The 19,956-nt window shown below is 43.4% G+C and carries 17 protein-coding genes; 5 read left to right on the top strand and 12 right to left on the bottom strand.

Annotation, left to right across the window (positions count from 1 at the left end):
- Positions 1 to 16: 16 nt before the first annotated feature.
- From N477_RS16365 to N477_RS16350, 4 genes are read right to left on the bottom strand one after another with little or no spacing between them, the layout of a single operon-like run.
- On the bottom strand, positions 17 to 1,219 hold the full coding sequence (locus tag N477_RS16365; RefSeq protein WP_063362639.1) for an ABC transporter permease: 1,203 nt from the start codon (positions 1,217 to 1,219) through the stop codon (positions 17 to 19).
- A gap of 12 nt (positions 1,220 to 1,231) precedes the next feature.
- On the bottom strand, positions 1,232 to 2,545 hold the full coding sequence (locus tag N477_RS16360) for an ABC transporter permease (RefSeq protein ID WP_063362640.1): 1,314 nt from the start codon (positions 2,543 to 2,545) through the stop codon (positions 1,232 to 1,234).
- Position 2,546: 1 nt separating this feature from the next.
- Positions 2,547 to 3,269 carry an ABC transporter ATP-binding protein gene (locus tag N477_RS16355; RefSeq protein ID WP_063362641.1) on the bottom strand — a complete coding sequence of 241 codons (723 nt, stop codon included), beginning with the start codon at positions 3,267 to 3,269 and terminating at the stop codon, positions 2,547 to 2,549.
- 18 nt (positions 3,270 to 3,287) lie between these two features.
- On the bottom strand, positions 3,288 to 4,547 hold the full coding sequence (locus N477_RS16350) for an efflux RND transporter periplasmic adaptor subunit (RefSeq protein WP_063362642.1): 1,260 nt from the start codon (positions 4,545 to 4,547) through the stop codon (positions 3,288 to 3,290).
- A gap of 249 nt (positions 4,548 to 4,796) precedes the next feature.
- Here N477_RS16350 and N477_RS16345 point away from each other — a divergent pair, with 249 nt between their 5' ends.
- Positions 4,797 to 5,270, top strand: a complete 474-nt coding sequence (locus N477_RS16345; RefSeq protein WP_063362643.1) for a SixA phosphatase family protein — start codon at positions 4,797 to 4,799, stop codon at positions 5,268 to 5,270.
- Between the two features lie 148 nt (positions 5,271 to 5,418).
- Positions 5,419 to 5,613, top strand: coding sequence for a CVNH domain-containing protein (locus N477_RS16340; protein ID WP_039609201.1), 195 nt, complete (start codon positions 5,419 to 5,421; stop codon positions 5,611 to 5,613).
- 66 nt (positions 5,614 to 5,679) lie between these two features.
- Here the strand turns inward: N477_RS16340 and N477_RS16335 are convergent, their stop codons facing one another.
- A complete protein-coding gene (locus tag N477_RS16335) occupies positions 5,680 to 7,116 on the bottom strand; it encodes a PLP-dependent aminotransferase family protein (RefSeq protein ID WP_063362681.1) in 1,437 nt (478 codons plus the stop codon).
- A gap of 163 nt (positions 7,117 to 7,279) precedes the next feature.
- Here N477_RS16335 and N477_RS16330 point away from each other — a divergent pair, with 163 nt between their 5' ends.
- Both N477_RS16330 and N477_RS16325 read left to right on the top strand, forming a co-directional pair.
- Entirely contained in the window at positions 7,280 to 7,855 is a 576-nt protein-coding gene (locus tag N477_RS16330; RefSeq protein WP_063362644.1) for a GNAT family N-acetyltransferase, read from the top strand.
- The gene (locus tag N477_RS16325) at positions 7,852 to 8,433 is read left to right on the top strand and encodes an FMN-binding negative transcriptional regulator (protein WP_063362645.1); all 582 of its coding nucleotides are present in this window, start codon (positions 7,852 to 7,854) and stop codon (positions 8,431 to 8,433) included. The genes N477_RS16330 and N477_RS16325 overlap by 4 nt, the downstream gene beginning before the upstream one ends.
- 9 nt (positions 8,434 to 8,442) lie before the next feature.
- Here the strand turns inward: N477_RS16325 and N477_RS16320 are convergent, their stop codons facing one another.
- From N477_RS16320 to N477_RS16305, 4 genes are all read right to left on the bottom strand, one after another.
- Positions 8,443 to 10,287 carry a peptide-N-glycosidase F-related protein gene (locus N477_RS16320; RefSeq protein WP_063362646.1) on the bottom strand — a complete coding sequence of 615 codons (1,845 nt, stop codon included), beginning with the start codon at positions 10,285 to 10,287 and terminating at the stop codon, positions 8,443 to 8,445.
- 161 nt (positions 10,288 to 10,448) lie between these two features.
- The gene (locus tag N477_RS16315; RefSeq protein WP_063362647.1) at positions 10,449 to 10,898 is read right to left on the bottom strand and encodes an Hsp20 family protein; all 450 of its coding nucleotides are present in this window, start codon (positions 10,896 to 10,898) and stop codon (positions 10,449 to 10,451) included.
- A 249-nt stretch (positions 10,899 to 11,147) separates the two neighbouring features.
- On the bottom strand, positions 11,148 to 12,260 hold the full coding sequence (locus tag N477_RS16310; RefSeq protein WP_063362648.1) for a response regulator: 1,113 nt from the start codon (positions 12,258 to 12,260) through the stop codon (positions 11,148 to 11,150).
- Positions 12,261 to 12,421: 161 nt separating this feature from the next.
- Positions 12,422 to 14,998: a TonB-dependent receptor gene (locus N477_RS16305; protein ID WP_063362649.1), complete on the bottom strand. Its 2,577-nt coding sequence runs from the start codon at positions 14,996 to 14,998 to the stop codon at positions 12,422 to 12,424.
- A 498-nt stretch (positions 14,999 to 15,496) separates the two neighbouring features.
- Between N477_RS16305 and N477_RS16300 the strand changes: the two genes are divergently transcribed.
- Positions 15,497 to 16,540: a type III polyketide synthase gene (locus N477_RS16300; RefSeq protein ID WP_063362650.1), complete on the top strand. Its 1,044-nt coding sequence runs from the start codon at positions 15,497 to 15,499 to the stop codon at positions 16,538 to 16,540.
- A 76-nt stretch (positions 16,541 to 16,616) separates the two neighbouring features.
- Here N477_RS16300 and N477_RS16295 read toward each other — a convergent pair whose 3' ends face one another.
- The 3 genes from N477_RS16295 to N477_RS16285 form a co-directional block, all read right to left on the bottom strand.
- Positions 16,617 to 17,282, bottom strand: coding sequence for a GntR family transcriptional regulator (locus N477_RS16295; RefSeq protein ID WP_063362651.1), 666 nt, complete (start codon positions 17,280 to 17,282; stop codon positions 16,617 to 16,619).
- A gap of 132 nt (positions 17,283 to 17,414) precedes the next feature.
- The gene (locus tag N477_RS16290; protein WP_331245845.1) at positions 17,415 to 18,920 is read right to left on the bottom strand and encodes an aldehyde dehydrogenase (NADP(+)); all 1,506 of its coding nucleotides are present in this window, start codon (positions 18,918 to 18,920) and stop codon (positions 17,415 to 17,417) included.
- 33 nt (positions 18,921 to 18,953) lie between these two features.
- Positions 18,954 to 19,955: a 4-hydroxyproline epimerase gene (locus tag N477_RS16285; protein WP_063362653.1), complete on the bottom strand. Its 1,002-nt coding sequence runs from the start codon at positions 19,953 to 19,955 to the stop codon at positions 18,954 to 18,956.
- Position 19,956 lies beyond the last annotated feature (1 nt).

Raw genomic sequence — 19,956 nt, 5'->3', positions numbered from 1 at the left:
ACGCTCCGTCTTTACTCTAAATACTGCGTGTCGCGACACTAGGCGAAATGTTCGCCGCACGCTGAGCTGGTAAAAGCACAGCAATTAAGCTCATCACTATCATCGCAATTGCAGTTAATAAAATAGACATATTCTCGAGAGGTGGCACATCATAAATACCCATTAACTTTCGTCCAAGTAACAATGCCCCAATTACACCTATCAGCATACCAAGCGAAGTCACCACCATATTCTCCAATAAAAAATGCTTGAAGATGGTTGATTTTCGAGCGCCTAACGCACGCCTTGTACCTATCTGTTTGGTGCGCTTGCTGATATTAAAATGTGTTAGGCCAAAAATACCGAGTGCCGTAATGACCCCTAAAAAGACCACTATCGAGATAAGCATCTTGATCATCAACCTATCACTGGCATAGGTATCGGCTTTTGATTTATCCAGTGCTTTAACATCCATAACCACGCGTCCACGACTTAATTCCAATAGCAGAGGTTCAATCTTGTTCATGACTTCTGCACGTTGGTGCTCTGTTGTCTTAACAACAAACTTCTGATATGCCGTGCTGTCTTGCAATGGTAGAAGCACCAAATTGTCGGCAATGTTTGATTTAGGCCACTGACTTTTAATGGTATCAATAATGCCGATAACTTTAGCCGCATTGTTGCCACTATATATGGTTTCGTTTAAACCCTTGCCTTCCCCAAATAGCGCATTGGCCACAGCTCTGCTCACAATAGCAACGGTTGGATACTCTTTTTTTCTATCATACACAACGTCGTTTTCGGTAAAGTTGCGACCTTCAGTTACCTCAAGCCCCAGAGCACCGATCAAGGTATGATTGCCATAGAGGTATCCTGAGTCTACAGACTTACCTTTGAGTTCATCAGGATCCGTACTGAGCGCCCAAGCCCCGCCGCTTCGAGTCAATGGCACCGAACTCACCGCCAACGCCTCTATCACCCCAGGCAGATCTTTTAATTTTTGAATATCTTCATCAAACTGCTTTGCCTTATCAATGCGTTTATCATACGTCACAACAAGGTATGAAATAATACTTTGCTCATCGTAACCCGTTTGCTGATTCATCTTTTCCAATCTGTCGAACACAATCGACATGGCATTACTGACCAGCGCAAGGGTAATCGCAATTTGCAATACCAGCAATATCGCCCCCGTTTTAGAGCGCTTTAATGCACTTAATATCGGTTTAATTTCTGACATATTTGCACTCCTTTACTGTACTTTTAGATGTGTTGCAGGTGAGGTTTTACACACCACCCAAGCTGGAAATAACCCTGCAATTAAGCAAGCTAAGATGGAGATAACTGGAGCAACCAGCAGCATTTTCCAATCCATTATCGCGATTAAGTCATACCCGCTCATAGTACCTCGAATGCCAGCAAGGCCGACTTGGGCCAGCAATACCCCTACAATCGAGCCAAGCAGTCCAAGTAATGCGACCTCAACTAAATGCTGACTAAATATCTGTGTTTTACTGGCACCAAGTGCACGTCTAACCCCTGCATCCGGTGCGCGTTTCATAAATTTTGCCAGCAACAGGCCTAAAATATTGGCGACGCACACAGCCAAAAACATAAAGCTCAAACCGACAAGGATTTTATTGTCTGAGCTGACTACATGGTTATATTCCAGCCACTGCGGTACCGTTTTAAGATTGTAATCAAGCGCCTTTCTATTGAATCGGCCAAGCTTTTGCTGCTCAGTCATATAATCCATGACGAATTGCCCATACATGCGCTTTTGCGATTCTGAATCAAACTCGACCCAAAATTGCAACCATACGTTTTCCGAGTTTAAAAAGTCCTCAAATGAATCAATATCCTCACTTTTCCAGCCATTGGTGTTGCCCCAGCTTGGCACCTTGTACGCTTCGATATGAGTAAAAGGCACAAATACTTGCTCCGACGCCTCAAAAGGATCATTATTTACATCGTAGAATTTAACTGTGGGCTGAAAAGTTTTTGTTACGCCAACCACTTCATGTAGGCGTTCACCTAAATATATTGACTCTCCAAGCACATCTGTTTTTCCAAACAGCGTGTTTGCGAGATCTTCACTTATCACAGCAACCAGTGCAGCTTGCTCACTTTGAGACTCACTCCATACATTACCGTGCAAAAAAGGCACATCAAACAGTTCAAAAAAGTGGCGACTGGTTACCCGTAAACTCTGAATAAAGGGCACACTGTCAGGTCTGTCAATGTGCACAGCAGCGCCGGACTTGACCATAGCGACCCGTTTTTCCAGCGGTGAGTTTTCAAGTAAATACTTGGCATCCGGATAAGTTAACTGCAAAGGCACGTCATCTTCTGTCCGCCATGTATAACCGTCATCTAGTACTTGCAATTGTACAGCATGTAATTTGTCACTTTTGTGTGCAATAGGGTCTGCACTCATCATGTGATAAACGGAGAGTGTCGTCATAGTCACGCCGATACCAATGCCAATAGCGATGATCATCAACATGCTGACAAACGGCGTTTGCTTTATATTTCGCCAAGCCAGATCGCAATAGTGTAGCAACATATTAAGCCCCTACCGTTTTGTTGATTGCCTCGCGAGCCACATGTCCACCTTGATAAAGTGTAAAATCAGCAACCTGCCCATCTACAATCTGGATATTTCGCGGTGTTCTTCTTGCAAGCTCTTGGTCGTGCGTCACCATCACAATGGTGGTACCGGATTGATTTAACTCTTCAAGCAATGTCATGACTTGTCTTGCCATTAAGCTATCAAGATTACCAGTTGGTTCATCGGCGAGTAAAAATCGCGGCTCTCCTGCCAGTGCACGTGCAATTGCAACACGCTGCTGTTGACCACCAGAGAGCTGCTGAGGTAAGTGACGCGCTCGACCTGCTAACCCCACTTGCTCAAGGCATTGTTCAACACGCTTTTTGCGCTCTTTGGCTTTAATGCCGCGATAGCGCAGTGGCACTTCAATGTTTTCAAATAAATCCAGATCGGGAATTAGATTAAAACCCTGAAAAATAAACCCTATTTTTTGATTACGTAAATCTGAGCGTTGATTATCATTGAGTTTACCGATATCAATGCCATCTAAGGTATATTGACCTGATGAGTAAGGCTCTAAAAGACCAGCGATATTCAAAAACGTTGTTTTACCAGAGCCTGATGGCCCAGTGACTGCAATAAACTCGCCTTCTTCAACGGTTAAATTAAACTCTCTCAGTGCCTGTGTTTGAACCATTTCAGTTTGGTATAACTTTCCAATATTTTGCATGTGTAGCATGATATGTTTCCTTTATTTTTATCTAATTAGCACTGAGTCAGCATTGCTGAACGCATCATAGCCAGAGATGATGATTTCGTCACCTTCTTGTAGACCAGTGATGATCTCAATGTCTTTTAAACTGCTTGAACCTGTTGATATTTCAACCTTTTGAGCAAAATTGTCGCGCACTCGATAAGCGAAATAGCCGCCATTATTTAAAAATGGGCCACGCCTGACTTTCAGTACGTTTTCTTTATTTTCTAATTGAATACGGCCATGCACACGCTGGTTTTGGCGAATGCCTGTAATATCTTGATTGGTGAACTTAACTCTGGCGGTGACTTCACGGTCACTCACTTCAGGCGAGATAGCACTCAGTTGACCAACAAACTCTGTTGCCCCAACTCGCATCAGTACGACCATTTCTAGCCCCAGCTCATTGGCATAACTTTCTGGTACTCTCAGTTCGGCTTCATAAGCGGACAGGTCGACTAATGTCATCAATGATTGGTTTTGGCTGACTGCAGCTTTATTTTGCACCAGCAAATTACCTACGATGCCATCCACCGTTGCGCGCACTTGTAAATTGTTGACGCGTCGTTTTATTTCCTCTACCACCAGCGCTTGTCTCTCAAAACGGCTCTTTGCGGCAGCAAGTTCAAACTTAAGTGTATCGCTGCCTATTTCCGCTTCTTTTTGCGCATGTGAGAAGTTAACTTTTGCTTTTGCGTAATCGTCTTGCGCTTGCTCTAAGTCAATCTGGCTAATTAAGCTAGATTGAATTGACAGCTGAGCACGGCGGTTTTCACGCTCGGCAGCCTCAAGGGACACTTTTGCCAAATCAAGAGATTTCTCAAGTGTCAGCGCTTGACGACGCGCTTCTAGTTGCTGTCTCTGCCACTCACTTTCAAGACGTGAAAGTTCAGACTCTTGCTGTTTGAGTTCACTGCTCAGCTCTGGGCTGTGTATGTGTGCAACAAGCTGCCCCACTTTAACGTTATCACCAGCGCTGACATGCAAAGTCGTCACGCCGACTTCTGGGCTATATACAGTTGGTGCATGTGCTGCAACTATTCGCCCATGGGCACCAATTTCCCGTGTTAATTTACCGACTTCAACAGTTGCAATATCAAGCTGTCCTTTGTCTACAGAACGTTGCGCTTGTGGCGACATAAATACCCACAAAAATGTTAATAGGAGCACGATTAATATCGCACCACCCCACACTGACTTGCGCTGAAAAAATGCTCTGCGCTCTGGCACATACTGATCCTGTCCACTGGTATCTTTAATCATCTTAGCCTCTCGTTTTATCCTAGTGGATCAAGTGATACCAATAGCATGCCAAAATTAAACCACTGAATATTAGACACTTTTTATTTTTATTGTTATTTAAAAGCGTCCGCGGACAGAAAATGTGTCCGCAGCGGACAGGTTGGTGTAATACGATAAATTTATGGCGCAGCAATCGATGCAAGCTACTAAAGGTGCAGTTATAACGAGAACAAGATATAGTAGTAGATAGAAAAACTGACAGGAAGCCCGATGCGTACTCTTTTTATAATAATCGCTTTTTTGCTGAGCTTTTCAAGCATAGCGATGCCGGAAAATATCATACTGGTTCGCCATGCCGAAAAACAAAAAGGTGTCGATCCAAGTTTAACTCAGCAGGGAATTAAACGCGCTCAAATCATTGCGCAAATGATGCTGCCTTATGAGCCCACTAAACTTTATTCCACAGATTACAATCGAACAAAAGCCACATTGGCACCTCTTGCAGATTTAATTGACACACACATTTCACTATACAACCCTGGTAGGCTTGATGAATTTGCACATATGTTAAAGAAGCAGGCGGGAACAATCATCGTTGCGGGCCATAGCAATACCACACCCGTTCTAGTGAAGCTTTTAACAGGTCGAGATGTCGAAATAGCGGAAGATGAATTTGATAAGGTATTTGTTGTAACATTTGAAGATGAGATGGCTAAATTAAAGATCCATAGCTCAAATCAGTAAGCAATACCTAAACCCGCACCTAATTGCCGTGTAATAATGTGTAATGTTTATACAGGCACAATCTCAATATAATCCTCACATCACGTTGTGGCGCCATTAAGTTAACTTAATGGTGTCGTTATATATAGATAAATGGAGTACTTGAGATATGTCGTTCATTTCACCCCCGGGATCTTATAAATCGAGCTGCCGTAATATCCATTTTGAGGGCATTCCCGGCGAGGAAGATTGCTATATCATCGCATTATGTCAAAAAGAAGATGGTAGCTGGGTTGAAAGCAGACTCAAGTATGATATCGCGAATATCAATGGCAAGCTCACATGGGCGCCAGATAGAAAATAGTATTCCCTTTTAAACACATGCAATTCTATGTCGATACCGGGTCTAGGCATGGACCCTTTTTTCCCTTCAAAGTAACGCAAAAATCGCATCAAGTCCTGCTGTTATTCTCTCTGGTTCTTGCCCTGCAAAACCAAGTCGTATGTGCGTTTCTCTCTCTATTTTAGTGTGGCAAAACGCCTGTTCAGTGTGGGCAAATACCTTTGCTTCCTCAAGCTTGGCAGGTAAATCTGATATATCTCGTTTTAAATCAACCCAAAATGCCATCCCACCATCCGGTTGTTTAAATTCAATATCAAACCCTTGTGCTTTAAGTTCACCGAGTTTTTGTGCCATCAAGTCGCACCGCTGTTGATATAATTTAGTCATTCGACGCAAGTGCCTTTCAAAATTGCCCGTTGCCATCCAATCAGCGATGGCAAGCTGCATCAAAACGTCATTCTTATGATTTATCAGCCTTTTTAATCCTACCAGCTGTTCAAGTACAGCGGGTGCTGCGGTGACATAGCCTAACCTTGCGCCCGCGAACATGATTTTTGAAAAGGTCGAGAGATAAATCACAATTTGCGCGGGGTCATTCGAAGCCATTGGCTGAAGTGGAGGACAGCGGTAGTGAAACTCATGATCATAATCGTCTTCTATGATAAAAACGCCGTGCTGCACACATAACTTATATATCGCCATTCTTCTCGCAACCGACATAGTGAGTGTGGTGGGATATTGATGCAAAGGTGTTAAATACAATAAGCGAATAGCCGAGCTGGCAAAACATTCCGCCAAGGCTTCAACACACAAGCCCTGCTCATCTTGTTTAATATCGTAAATCACACCACCTGCTGCCATAAAAGCTTGCCTTGCTGGCGGGTAGCCAAGTAACTCCATTGCAACCCCTTCACCGGGGTTCAAAAACGCTTGCGCTGTTAAAAACAAGGCTTCCTGTGAGCCATTACAAACCAGTACATCATCACAGGGTAATCCTCGCGCTTTGCGTAAATATGCTTGTAATTGTGCACGTAATTCTGGCTCTCCAGCCACATTTTGATAATGAAGTGCATGGGCATTGCTACTACGACACACTTTATTGATACTGCGCCTGAACTCATCAAATGGAAACTGCGTTATATCCGGCAGTCCACCTGCAAAATTATAGGTATATTCTTCTAAAGACGGTGACGGACTTTTAGGGATGACGGCAGCAAATTTTGGCGTTACAGGCTCAAATGTCACGTCTTGTTCATGGACTTGTTTGCTATGCACGATAGGCAATTGGCTATTAGCCTTATAGCCTTTTCGTAACTCAGACACCAACCATCCTTCAGCAACCAAGTTTTGCAATGCATTCATTACTGTATGACGATTCACAGAAAACAGCTCACCTAAAGCCCGTGCTGAGGGTAACTTTTCGCCGGGCTTAATGCGGCCGCTTTGAATTGCTGAGCGCACTTGCTCTGCAATTTGAATATGTTTTGCTTTATTTTTTTTATCTAATGGGCGCCCTGTAAACATCATTTTATCGCAGCAGTATTAAGTGCTATTGAGCGTATAAAAATCTCAGCCTGCTAGCAAGCTGGTATAGGCAGTTTTTAAAATCTGGTTGTTTAAACCTGACCACAAAAGCGTAATCTTAATTCATAGCAACCATGTATCGCCATAGCCTAAGGAGAAATGTATGTTAAAACCGATATCACTGTGCTCTAACAAAGTGCGCTTAGAACCCCTATCCCATACACACCTTAATGCATTACAAAAAGTTGGTGAAGCCAAGGCGCTTTGGCGTTGGGTCCCGACCAACTATTGTCAAAGCCCTGAGATATTAAAAGACTGGTTTGAGCAAACCGCTCAATTTGACCCACAGGAGCAGCTCGTCTTTGCCATTATTGATATTGCAACTAACCAAGTGACTGGTAATACACGCATATTTAGACTGGATCCCCAAAACCTTCAAGCAGAAATTGGCCATACATTTATCGGCTTAGACTGGCAACGCAGTCACATCAATACACAAGCAAAATACTTATTATTAAAACATGCTTTTGAAACACTAGGATTAGTCAGGGTTGAATTTCAAACGCATGAGCAAAATCACAAATCGCGCAGCGCAATTGCTCGACTAGGTGCACACTTTGAAGCTATCCATCTAAAAAATAGAAAACTACCGGATGGCAGTTTTAGAAATACAGCCCGCTTTTGTATCACAGATGATATGTGGCCCGACATTAAACAGCGTCTAGAGTCTTGGCTATGAAATACCCATTCAAAGAGTATGTTCAACAACAAGATAGCGCGCTTTTTGATGTGATTGAGCGCTTCCCCTTAGCCACTTTTTTTTGTAAAAGTGAAGATCAAACACATATTTGCCATATACCCGTTAGCCTTTGCAAAGGATCAAAAACACTCTTTGGCCATGCGACGGGTTCAAACCCCATAAAGCACTTTGTAGGAACCACCGTGGATATTGTATTTAGGGGACCGGATACCTACCTCTCACCGAATCAAGTAGAGGGCCTGGGCTTACCAACTTGGGACTATGTGACAGTGCAAGGCCAAGGGAAACTGGCTTCTATAGAAGATTATGACAAGCAACTAGAGGTAATGGGACATATACTGCAAGCCTTTGAAGATAAGCGTAATCCTTGGCAATTAACAGCTGTGCCAGAAAAGCGGCTAAAATCTATGTGTAAAAGCTTATTATTTTTCGAGATAAAACTTGAAGCTTTATCTGGCAACTTTAAATTAAGTCAGAATAAAACAGCAGAAACTCGGGCTGGCATTGCCGATCTGTTAAGCAACACCAACCCAGAAATGCGCTCCTACTACGAATAACCCCGTGTTTTAGAGTGCACTGCCATCACAATAGCTTACTGCTTGCCAAGGGTCGTAAGGTCCTGCTCTATCAGGCTCAAAATTGTAACTCCAATGTCGAGCTTGATAGATCACACCTTTATAAGCAACTTGTTGTCCTTTTTTATTGTAAGCAAGGTCCGCTTGCCAAGCAGTTGCTGCACAGCCTCCCATTTCATAGCCGACGGTAACAGGAATAGCTAGCTCACGACCAAAGTCAGGCTGTAATACCGTTATTGCTGAGTCTGCGGCATCACTGTGATGTAACACGATTTCGCCTTTACCCTTGCGCTGATTAAAAAATGGAAATGCAAGGCCATCATGCGCACTGTCTTGGATTTTCAAGGTATAGCAACCCACCGGCACATCCAAAGGCAGGTCATGCCAACTGGCATCTGTAAATTCATCCCAATGTTTTACTGTCGATTGTGTGCGGTCGAATAAAGAAACACGGGTTTCGTCGCCCTGCTTGCCTGTCAGCAGCCGTAAAACCGCACTGGACTCAATCGCAATCGGGCGATTAAACCGAACTGTTTGGCTGTTATTCGCAATTTTTTGGTCATCTGTACTTCGCACAGTTACATTCAACTTCGCTTGCTCTGTGTTAAAAATCCCCAAAAATTCAGCGCCAAATGTAATGCGTTTCTTATCACCTGCTGCAATTTCACCCTGCCAGTAATATTGATTCGCTTGCTGTCCCTCAACGCCATAGTCAAACCACAGTTCATTGATTTTTGTATTTCCTTGGTTTGCTACTTCAACCTCTATCTCACCACATGACAAACCAATGCGATCTGGCATGGCTGCATTTGGTTTAACGATGGTGGTGAGTGCGATATCTTCTTCAACGGTCTGCTCGCCATAGGTGACTAAAACCGCATTAACGATATATCTCGGTGCATCTTTACCATACTGAGAAGGTGCCCAACTATATGCCTGCCAGTTCAAGTCAAATTCTGAATTCACATTAGATATATCAACAGGATAACTAAAAGGCGTAACGGCTTCTCCTGGACACCAATTTGCACGCGCAAATAAATAAGTGCCTCCTTGTGGGAAAGTGGCACTTTGGTCGCAATCATCACGCCACAGGTTTTGCTGAATCACCAAGTTTCCATCTTGATGCAAGGTAAAATATCTATCGCACCATTCACCACATAACTCAGCTTTTCCTTCAGGGTTGTCATAGGACAAAGCATGGCCGTGTGCTGTGACAATCATCTTAATCTCAGCAGATTGCTCACCGGCTTCAAAGGCGACGTTTTTAGCTGGCAATAAAGCAGCAAAGTCTTGTGCTGTTTTATATGGCCAACCTTCAGAGCCTGACTCATACAATGGAATTACACGTTTAACCGCTCTGGTGTGATAGTTTGGCTGTGAAACTAGCTTTGCAGCAATACCAAAAGCACTCTTTTTAGCGCCCCAGCCACCATAATGCACTTTTAAACTGCCTTCACCTGTCAGCACTGGTGCCAAATGAGAAACATCAAAAGAGAAAGTGCGCCGCCAATTTCGGTCAAAACCATGCATGCCGCGTTGCATATATCCAGCATAAGGGGTAATTAAGCGCCCCAGCTCGTAGCGTTTTGTGCCTTGGTGCCATTCAAAGCGCACCGTATAATCCCAATCACTACAACCTTGCGCTGCGCAGCCAAGTTCAACTTCGAGGGTGTGTTTTGCTGAGGGATCAGCGGGTAATAAATCGACCACAAAGCCATGGTCGCCATGCTGTGTAAATGACGTGTACTCTGTCAGTATCTGGGTGGTAGCTAATGCACTATTTGCCAATAACTTAGGGCAAAATAATATCATCAGCAATAAAAAGGTAAGTTTCATCGCTCATTCCTTGGTTACATAAAATTAACACAACCATACGGACATGGGCAAAACATGTAAAGTCCCGTTGTTCCTTTTTATAGTTCATTTTTATTAAACACAAAAAAGCCGCCATACGGCGGCTGGTTGGAAACAACATAACAAGCAAATAAGGGGTTTAGTTATTCTTCTTCAAGTAATTTCGTTGAGCCAATGGCTATTTTTCTTGGTTTCATGGCTTCTGGCACTTCGCGTTCCAAATCTATTTTTAACAAGCCATTTTCTAAATCTGCGCCGATGACTTTAATATGATCACCGAGCTGAAACTTGCGCTCAAAATTGCGTTCTGCAAGGCCTTGATGAATGAACTTACGCTCTTGAGCAGACACTTTATTCTGCTTCTCACCTCTCACTGTGAGCGTATTGTTTTCTGACTCTAGTGACAGCTCTTGCTCACTGAATCCTGCAACGGCCATGGTAATTTGGTACTTATCTTCATCCAAAGCTTCAATATTATAAGGTGGAAAACCAGACTGTTTTTCTGAGCTTCTTTGTGCCGAGTCCATTAATGTAGCTAGGTGATCAAAGCCAATGAATGAACGATAAAGTGGTGATAAATCTACTGTACGCATAATGGTATCCTCATAAAGCGATATTAAGCCTGTTGACTCTTTAAAAAGCAGTTAATAGGCATATAAAACAATGTGTTAAGTTAATTTCAGTCCCTTACGGCGACCTCATAACTCTATCTATGGACGAGGAGGAATGTTTTCAAGAAAATTATTATAAAAAATCAAAATAAATTTATAAGCCACTGTTTTATATGTCAAAAAATATATCTTTACCTGCACCATCACTTTTATGACAGTGCAGTATAAAAACTAAAACAGGGTCGTATCCGCATTGCTGGCACTTTCTTTAAATAAGAATCGGAGTTCTTGAGGGGGCTTTTTCAAACTGCCTAAAATTGCGCTGATCCGCTCAGCATTATCACCAAACGCTTCAACCATACCTACCAATTCATCACTGGAACTCGCGATAAGTTCGTCAAGATCATTTTCGTCTTGTAGATCAAACTGTGAGATCAGCCCAGAATCAAATAGCTGTTGCTTAAGTGTGGTATTCGATTTGCTTTTCGTTTCTTTTAAACTTGCTAGAATTTCTTTATTGGTTTTTTCTATCGATAGAATTTGCTCGACCATCTCTGCTCTGCGGTTTAAATTACTGATAGCAAGCTCTAACGCATCCATAACATGGGCACAAATATCACTCAACTCACCGACATTTTTCACCAACAAAATGCTACTGCGCCAGTTAAACACCATAGGGCCATGGTTAAATTGATGTACACGCTCAAAATCCTCATGGTGCAACAACATTTCATGCTCTAATTTAGCAACACTGCCAGATGTACTGCGAAATAGAGCGCGATTTTTAAAATGAATAATGGCACGCAGCCCAAGCGCGTTTAGGGTATTAATGAATATTTTTTGCAGCACTTCCAGATCACTGCAATAGTGGGTTGCTTGCATAAATAAGCCAATGGACTTCATGCAGGCATTTTGCCTTTGTAAATCCAGTAATAGTGACTCTTTTTGTGCTATGTCCGCATGTGCTTCAAAATAGTCATGATCAGCCTCTAAAATAGCGACTACTTTGGCTTTAAGCTCATCAGGGTGGGTAGTTTTACACACATAGTCATTAGCACCAATTTCAAACGCTTTTAAACGACAATCAGAGGAAGCTAAGTTAGAGATAAATACAATGGGGGTATGTCGTAAGTGCTCTATTTTTCGCAGCTCTGAGCAAGTGGCATATCCATCCATTCCTGCCATCACGATATCGAGTAAAATCACATGCGGCTTCAATTCGATGGCTTTTTGTAATCCCTCTTCACCACTAGATGCGACGCTCACTTCATAATCCGCAAACGTCTGAGAAAGTAAAGTACGGTATGTCTTGTCATCATCAATGACCAAAATACGAACGCTCATCCCAGCTCCCATTCATCTGTTTTCATCTCACACTATAGACGTTAAACGAAACAGTGCCGTATTTAGCTTTAATTTTTTAAATAAAAAAGGGCTGCAACACATGCAAACCCTTTGGTCTCTCTAAGGAGAGTGTGAAAAACGAATTTTTTTGAACCTAAAAATTAAAACTGAATGTTCAGTCCGGCATACACATAACGCCCTAAAGTATCGTATGTATATGGATCTGTATTGGAGTCATTGTTACCAGAATAATAAGGCGGTTGCTTATCGAACAAATTATTAATGCCGCCCGTAAGCTTAACGGTGTCACTGACAAAATAACTGCCAGAAATATCATGATAAACCACACTTGGCGTGCTTGGTGCGTAGCAGCTTGTAGGGTTATCTAAACAGCTAAAACTATCCATCCCCGATAAGTATCTCACCTTGTAATTTGCCCCCCATGTATCGGCTTTTACAGACAAACTTAAACTCGATTTTATGTCTGCATATCCCCCTAAACCTGACGTGATCAAACCGGTATAGTCAACGGTTTCTCCAGCCATAGTAATGGTACGCTCTTTTAAAATCGATGTATCCCACCCTGCTCTCCACGCAAGTCCAGCAGCATCAAACGCGTACGCAACATTAATGTCATACCCTTGCGTTGTCTCATCGCCAATGTTTTGCAACTGGTTGTTAAATGTCGCTTTGCCATTAGATATTTGTACATTTGCCGAAGCGCACACAGCCGAGTCTTGGTTAATTAAATCCCCACTGCTGTTGACGCAGTTATCAATGATATATTGATTATTCACTTCGCTGATCGCATTAGTGATAGCGATATCGTAATAATCTAAAGTCAGTGACAACCCCTCTAAAAAACTTGGTTCATATACCAATCCAAACGTTAACGTATCCGCTTCTTCAGGTGTGAGGTTCACATTTCCTCCAACAATCACTTCAGCTTGGCTATCTAAGTGAGGATGAGATATTTGCTCGAAGGATGGCGATTTACCACCATATAGCTCATCGACCGTCGGTGCGCGAAATGCGGTTGATTTCACACCTCTAAACATTAGCTGTTCATTGAGTTTCCAAGTAAAACCGAGTTTCCATGTTGAGTCACTACCAAAGCTTGAGTAATCAAACGCTCTAATAGCCGCACTTAAATCTAAGTTTTGCGCAAAAGCCACATCAGCAAGTACCGGAATAGCAAACTCAACGAACGCTTCATTCACATCATATGAGCCACTAGTCGGCTCAACTTTTGGGTCGTTAGCCAGCCCTTGTGAGGTCAGTGAGTCGGGTGTGTACCAGGCTTTTTCGGTCCTTTTTTCAATACCCGTTGCAAACCCCAAGTAGCCCGCTGGCAGCGCCATAATCTCACCGGCAAGTGACGCACTGAAGTTCAGCATCTGGCTACCACCTGTATTTTGCTCAGTGTATAGATAATCAGTCATATTATCCGCCGACCACGCTGACTGGTCGAGTGGGTTAAACTTACCCAGCTCGATGTCTTCGGTCAAACTGCCGATATTGTGCAAATTAGACAGTTGATCAACAGAGTCATTACGACCAAAATTAACTGCAACATCCCAGCTCCAGTCGTTATCCAGATATCCTTCTACACCCACCACAGTTCTTACCGTATCAACAACTTGTGAAAAGTCACGAGTTCCCGTATCAGACATACGGCGGCGATAATGAACTGTATCGCCATACTCAGCACCATACTCTATCAAATCATCACCCATACTTTCTGTATAAGTGAAATCAAACCACACAGGCTGAGGTGCCATTTGCTGTTCCGACCAACGCTTTGAATACATGGCTTCGGTGAATAAATTCGTGTTACTGCCAAGCTCATAATTGAGCACACCTGTTAAATTAAGCCTTTGCATAGGTGTATATAAATAGCTGTCAGATGCATAGTTATACGGATCGGTCTCTGGGTTGTACTCTGCGTAGTTTCCGTCAGTATCGCCTTGTAATTCTTTGCCATTTTCAAGATACAAATGACCATTTGGGGTAATGGTTGAACCGCCACAGGTCAGAGACTTTCCGTTATCGACCTCACTGACTGGACAAGACGAAAAATCTCTATCAGCTTGGCTTGCCGATCCGCGCTCCATATATTGAATGCCGAACACCATGTTACCGCGATCAAAGCTGGTACCTACCGTCAGGTCAACATTATGCTGCTCCGCATCCCCTTCCCCAGACAAACCGGTTTGCGCATTCAACTCAGCCCCTTCAAAGTCATCTTTAAGGATAATATTCACCACACCTGCAACCGCGTCGGTTCCATACACCGCCGATGCCCCATCTTTGAGGACTTCAATATGCTTGATCATCGCAACTGGAATCGTATTTAAATCAACTGTTGATGCAGCCCCCGTGCCCGAATTAATCATTCTACGGCCATTCACCAGCACCAAAGTACGTTGCGCGCCAAGACCGCGCAGATTGATACTTGCGTTGCCGCCAGAGCCATTGTTAACACCCGGATTAGTCATAGCGCCAGCGGCGGCTGTAATATCCTGCAAAACATCATCAATGCTCACGGCACCACTCGCTTGGATAGCATCAGCGCCAATAAATGTAACTGGACTTGCTGTCTCCATATCTGAGCGTTTAATACGCGATCCCGTTACTTCTATTTTTTCTATTGATGTTGCTTGATCATTTGCAAATACAGGCGTTATTGCACCTCCTGTCGACATTGCAATCGCAATACTGATAGCGGTTTTTCTCATAGATACTTTCCTAAATAGATGTTGTTTTTAACTTGCCATGGCGCTTAACTGGACATTAGAGCGAGAAAAATGAATGAAAAATTAATAAAAGCGCAATAAAACCCCACCACACTTCAAAAACCAAGAAAAAAGGCTGGGACACAGAATTGAAATCAAAATAACCACTTACAATTCAATCATTTAAGATTAATGAAAAGATAGGAAAAGATGCGTAAAGATGCGTTTTAGGTTGTAAAGCAATGTTATTCTAGCTATCCAGTACCAATTTAAAGACTTTTTACATGCAAGTAACGCAATTATCTGACGCACTATCCAAACAACCTGAGGGTCTGTAGCTTAGAGTTTGAAAATACAAAAAAATCAAAAATATTAATTTATTTATATCAATGACTTATGATTACAAAATAACAAATTTAAAAATTAATTTAATATTTTGTGAAATAAAAGAAAGCAACGTTAGGTCTTGCTTAGTGTCATTCAATTAAGGAGAGAAATTTCATGACAACTCTAAGCAAACCAGCAACTTACTATCCAAACTATGAAGTTAATGCCGACGATATCATGACTGTTATTGAGTTATGTCATCCAAATAGTCCACACAAAAAACGCGCATTCGACATGATCCAAAATGCTGAAGTGAAAAAAAGGCACCTGATCATGCCGCTGACAGATGTTGTTAAGCAAGGAGACTTTGGCGAACGTGCAAAAGTGTATCAGGATGCCGCCATTGAAATGGCTGAAAACGTCGCTCGAGAAGCGATTCACAATGCAAGGCTCAGCATGGATGAGATTGACATGGTCATCGCGACTTCATGTACAGGGTTCATGATGCCTTCACTCACTGCGCATCTCATCAACCGTCTGTCACTTAGACCCGATACTAAACAGATCCCAATTGCACAACTAGGCTGTGTTGCCGGTGCATCAGCCATAGGACGTGCATTTGAGTATTGTGAACACCGCCCTGATAGAAACGTATTAATTGTCTGTGTAGAAACTTCGTCTCTGTGTTTTCATAAAGAAGCGGGGCGCTTGCAGGACTTTATCAGCAACTCGTTATTTGCAGATGGTGCGGCAGCCGTGGTGATGCGTGGTGACGACCAGATATCTGGGCTCAGACTAACCCACAATCAAAGTGTTACAATTGAAGACACCATGCCCTATATTGAATATCAACTCACCGATAAAGGCTTTAAGTTCTCGCTCGATAAAGACGTGATGCATTCAATTCCACACGTTGCGCCCTACCTTCAATCTTTTTGCAAAGACAAATTAGAGATTGATGCCAATGATGTAGACAATACGATATTTCACACTGGGGGTAGACGGATTTTAGATGAACTAGAACGCTGTCTTGACCTAGCACCTGACAAAGTAAAGCATTCGCGGGCTTGCCTTGCAGAAACTGGCAATACCTCAAGTGTCGCGGTTATCGATGTTTTAAGGCGTACATTTGAACATGCAACAAAAGGAGAAACCAGCTTACTCGCCGCGTTTGGTCCGGGTTTTACATCTGAGATGAGTGTGGGGGTCTGGCAGTAATAAAGCCAACCGAAGAAGAGATGATGGGAGGAGCCATTTTACTCATCAAGCTGAGATAAATGGCTTGCCAAACTGACTAAGCATCTGCTTCGAGTTTTAATAACAATGCTTTAATACCGTCTTTGGCACTTAAAATATGATGCTTTAAGTAGTCACATGCACCCACAATGTCTTTGTCTCGGCAAAGCTGCAGTAACTTTCTATGCTCCTCAGGTGCAGTATTTATACCACCAGCAAGTAAGATGTGCATTCGTACATAGCGCTCTGAGTTTTTACTGTATACCGCAACAAGCTCCCGTGTTTGAGGTCTATTTGCACGCGCGTATAACTTATCATGAAACTCGGCATTGAGCTTGCCTGTTGCCAACTGCGAATCTCCAGCAGCAATGGCGTCTTCCAGATCGGCTAAAATGGCTTCTGCTTCAAGTAAATCTCGGTTTGTTAAGTGTGTGATGGAGTGGCTAAGCAGCTCAGCTTCAAGCAAAGCGCGCAGGTCAAATATTTCGTCTATTTGCTCCGCACTGAGGCTTGTCACAGTTGCCCCTTTATGCGCTTCAAAATTAACTAACCCTTCAGCTTCTAATTGTAATAAAGCTTCGCGAACGGGGATACGGCTCACATTAAGCTCTTCTGCTAATGCGGCTTGGCGCAAAGGCTCTCCAGCTTTAATTTCACCGCTTAAAATCTTATCTCTGATCGCTTCGGCAACAAGTTGAGTTCTAGTTTTATGTACAATCGCCATGGGGTTAATCATAAATTTACAGTGAGTTACATTATACGTGGCTAAATTGAAAATGCACGCAGACCAGATGAAAGCCATATTTGTCTGATAAGTATCAAGCCCATAACGATACAGAGCTTGATACCTAGTTACCTAAAGTATTTGCCCTTGTACACAGAGCGGTCTTAAAAACCTCAGTAGTGCCCTTGTACCTACAGACGTACTTTTCACATCTGTAGATGATGGAAATGGACCTCCATGATTCATCGACATACACACTTCAACCCCTGTTGGAGCTTGGTTGTAAATAATTCGCCCAACCTTGTAGCTCAGCGCGTCAATCAAGTGGCTTTTTTGCTGTAATTCGCTCGCCTCACCATAGACACTGGCGGTCAATTGACCTGCAAGCACATCTACGACCTGCTCGAGTTCTTCATCATTGCGATATCTCACTAACATGGCACAAGGACCAAATACTTCTTCTTGAAGCTGAGTATCGTCAATGAAGTCTCTCGCGGCACAGGCATATAACTGCACACAAGCATGATAATTCTTACTTTTAAGGCCTTTTGCTAACAAGGTAACATCAGGGTGCGCTTCTAAATATGCCGTCGCTTGCTTAAATGCCTTTTGAATACCCGGCGTTAATAAGGTGTCTGACGGACTCGACTTAACAGCATCCGTCGCGGCTTGTTCAAAATGATGCGCGTCATCCGGCACCAACCACACACCAGGGCTTGTACAGAACTGACCGTGACCCATGGCCATTGAATTGACCAATTGCTTTGCCAATACAGCACCTTGCTGAACTGCATATTGCTTTAATACAATTTGTGGATTTACGCTACCAAGCTCACCGTAAAAAGGGATCTTCTCAACTCTTTGATTGATTGTGTCTAGCAAAGCACTGGCTGCACCCAGCGATCCAGTAAAGCCGACAGCTTTGACGTGAGGCTCACTCACAAGTTGATGTGAGAGTGAATGTTGACTCCCTTGCAGCATTGAGAATAGTCCACTTGGCATACCGCATTGCTTAATTGCTCGATCAATGGCTCGCGTCATCAGCTCATTGGTTGCGGGATGCGCAGGATGTGCTTTAACAACAACAGGACAACCTGCCGCAAGCGCCGCTGCTGTGTCGCCGCCCAATGTTGAAAACGCATAAGGAAAATTTGATGCACCAAATACCGCAACCACGCCAATCGGAATATGGGTTAGCCTAGTTTGAGGTTTGGCAACAGGCAACCTGTTGTCATCTGCCTCCTCACTGACGCTCAAATGCAGTGGGTTCAGATCTTGGTTTAACACCTCAGCAAACGCTCGTAACTGATTAACTGTACGTCCCCGCTCTCCTTCAAGCCGCTGTCTAGGCAAATTTGTTTCTAACATGGTGGCTTCGATAAGTTCATCACCCAATGCCAGAATCTCATCTGCAATTGTATTTAAAAACTCACCGCGCTGTGCATTGGAGATAGCTCGATATGGCTTAAATGCAGCTTCTGCGGACACTACCGCTTGATGCACAAGCTGCTCACATGATTCATAAAATGCTGCCGGTAAGTACTCATTTGTTCCGGGGCAGAACCCCTTAAAAACCTCATTGCTCGAACCCTTTTGCCAATCCCCTGCAATATAGCTCAATCCGCTAAATACCATCATGACCTCCTGTGTTTATTAATATGAATTGCGTTGCTATATCACTTGGAATCCGAATGCATAAGGATCATCGTCATCCACGGTAATACAATTGGTACCCGTGCTCACAGCCCAACCTTGAATGCTTGGCCGGATTGCCGCTTTGCCAGCAACTTCTGTCACCGCCTCTACACGACCAATAAATTGACTACCTATATAGCTCTCGTGAATAAAGTCCTTTTGAAGCTCCAATTGCCCTTTACTGAATAACTGCGCCATACGTGCGCTTGTGCCCGTCCCACAAGGGGAGCGATCGATGGCTTTGTCTCCATAAAAAACCGCATTGGCGGCATGTGCTTTTGGACTTTTCGAATTACCTGTCCAAAGTACATGTGTGGCACCAAAAACATTTGGGTTCTCGGGGTGAATACAATCAACTTGTTCGTTAACTGCGTCTCGTATATCTCGAGCAAGCCTAATTAACGTATCAGCATCGGTATGCTCTATTCCTTTAAACTTACCCTGAGGCTCTACAATAATGTAAAAGTTACCGCCATAAGCAATGTCGACTGTCAGCATGCCAAGTTCCTCGATATCCACTTGCACATTAGTATGAGCAACAAAAGCCGGCACATTGATCAACTGCACCGATTTCACCTTGCCTTGATGCAGTTCATATCTGGCATCGACTCGACCAGCAGGCGTATCAATTTTGACCAGCCCAGGCTCTTTCGGTGTCAGCAAGCCGTGCTCCAACGCAAAAGTGACCGTGCCTATCGTGCCGTGTCCACACATAGGCAAGCACCCAGAAGTTTCAATAAACAAAATGCTGATATCACCATCATCGCTGCAAGGAGGATATAAAAAAGCACCAGACATCATATCGTGCCCTCTGGGCTCAAACATCAAAGCGGTTCTGATCCAATCAAACTCGGATAAAAAGTGCTGCCTTTTATCTGCCATTGTGGCCCCCCGAAGGTTTGGGTGGCCACTGGTAACAAGGCGCACAGGGTTGCCACAGGTGTGGCCATCAATACAAAAAAATGTACCCCTGTTCATT

The organism is Pseudoalteromonas luteoviolacea H33-S, from assembly GCF_001625695.1.
GTDB lineage: Bacteria > Pseudomonadota > Gammaproteobacteria > Enterobacterales > Alteromonadaceae > Pseudoalteromonas > Pseudoalteromonas luteoviolacea_B.
The sequence above is the reverse complement of the archived record's forward strand: the minus strand, read 5'-3'. Positions and strand labels throughout refer to the sequence as shown.

Excerpts from the sequence above, each read along its gene's own strand:
- N477_RS16365 (WP_063362639.1), bottom strand. The coding sequence starts at position 1,219 with ATGTCAGAAATTAAACCGATATTAAGTGCATTAAAGCGCTCTAAAACG.
- N477_RS16360 (WP_063362640.1), bottom strand. The coding sequence starts at position 2,545 with ATGTTGCTACACTATTGCGATCTGGCTTGGCGAAATATAAAGCAAACG.
- N477_RS16355 (WP_063362641.1), bottom strand. The coding sequence starts at position 3,269 with ATGCTACACATGCAAAATATTGGAAAGTTATACCAAACTGAAATGGTT.
- N477_RS16350 (WP_063362642.1), bottom strand. The coding sequence starts at position 4,547 with ATGATTAAAGATACCAGTGGACAGGATCAGTATGTGCCAGAGCGCAGA.
- N477_RS16345 (WP_063362643.1), top strand. The coding sequence starts at position 4,797 with ATGCGTACTCTTTTTATAATAATCGCTTTTTTGCTGAGCTTTTCAAGC.
- N477_RS16340 (WP_039609201.1), top strand. The coding sequence starts at position 5,419 with ATGTCGTTCATTTCACCCCCGGGATCTTATAAATCGAGCTGCCGTAAT.
- N477_RS16335 (WP_063362681.1), bottom strand. The coding sequence starts at position 7,116 with ATGTTTACAGGGCGCCCATTAGATAAAAAAAATAAAGCAAAACATATT.
- N477_RS16330 (WP_063362644.1), top strand. The coding sequence starts at position 7,280 with ATGTTAAAACCGATATCACTGTGCTCTAACAAAGTGCGCTTAGAACCC.
- N477_RS16325 (WP_063362645.1), top strand. The coding sequence starts at position 7,852 with ATGAAATACCCATTCAAAGAGTATGTTCAACAACAAGATAGCGCGCTT.
- N477_RS16320 (WP_063362646.1), bottom strand. The coding sequence starts at position 10,287 with ATGAAACTTACCTTTTTATTGCTGATGATATTATTTTGCCCTAAGTTA.
- N477_RS16315 (WP_063362647.1), bottom strand. The coding sequence starts at position 10,898 with ATGCGTACAGTAGATTTATCACCACTTTATCGTTCATTCATTGGCTTT.
- N477_RS16310 (WP_063362648.1), bottom strand. The coding sequence starts at position 12,260 with ATGAGCGTTCGTATTTTGGTCATTGATGATGACAAGACATACCGTACT.
- N477_RS16305 (WP_063362649.1), bottom strand. The coding sequence starts at position 14,998 with ATGAGAAAAACCGCTATCAGTATTGCGATTGCAATGTCGACAGGAGGT.
- N477_RS16300 (WP_063362650.1), top strand. The coding sequence starts at position 15,497 with ATGACAACTCTAAGCAAACCAGCAACTTACTATCCAAACTATGAAGTT.
- N477_RS16295 (WP_063362651.1), bottom strand. The coding sequence starts at position 17,282 with ATGGCGATTGTACATAAAACTAGAACTCAACTTGTTGCCGAAGCGATC.
- N477_RS16290 (WP_331245845.1), bottom strand. The coding sequence starts at position 18,920 with ATGATGGTATTTAGCGGATTGAGCTATATTGCAGGGGATTGGCAAAAG.
- N477_RS16285 (WP_063362653.1), bottom strand. The coding sequence starts at position 19,955 with ATGAACAGGGGTACATTTTTTTGTATTGATGGCCACACCTGTGGCAAC.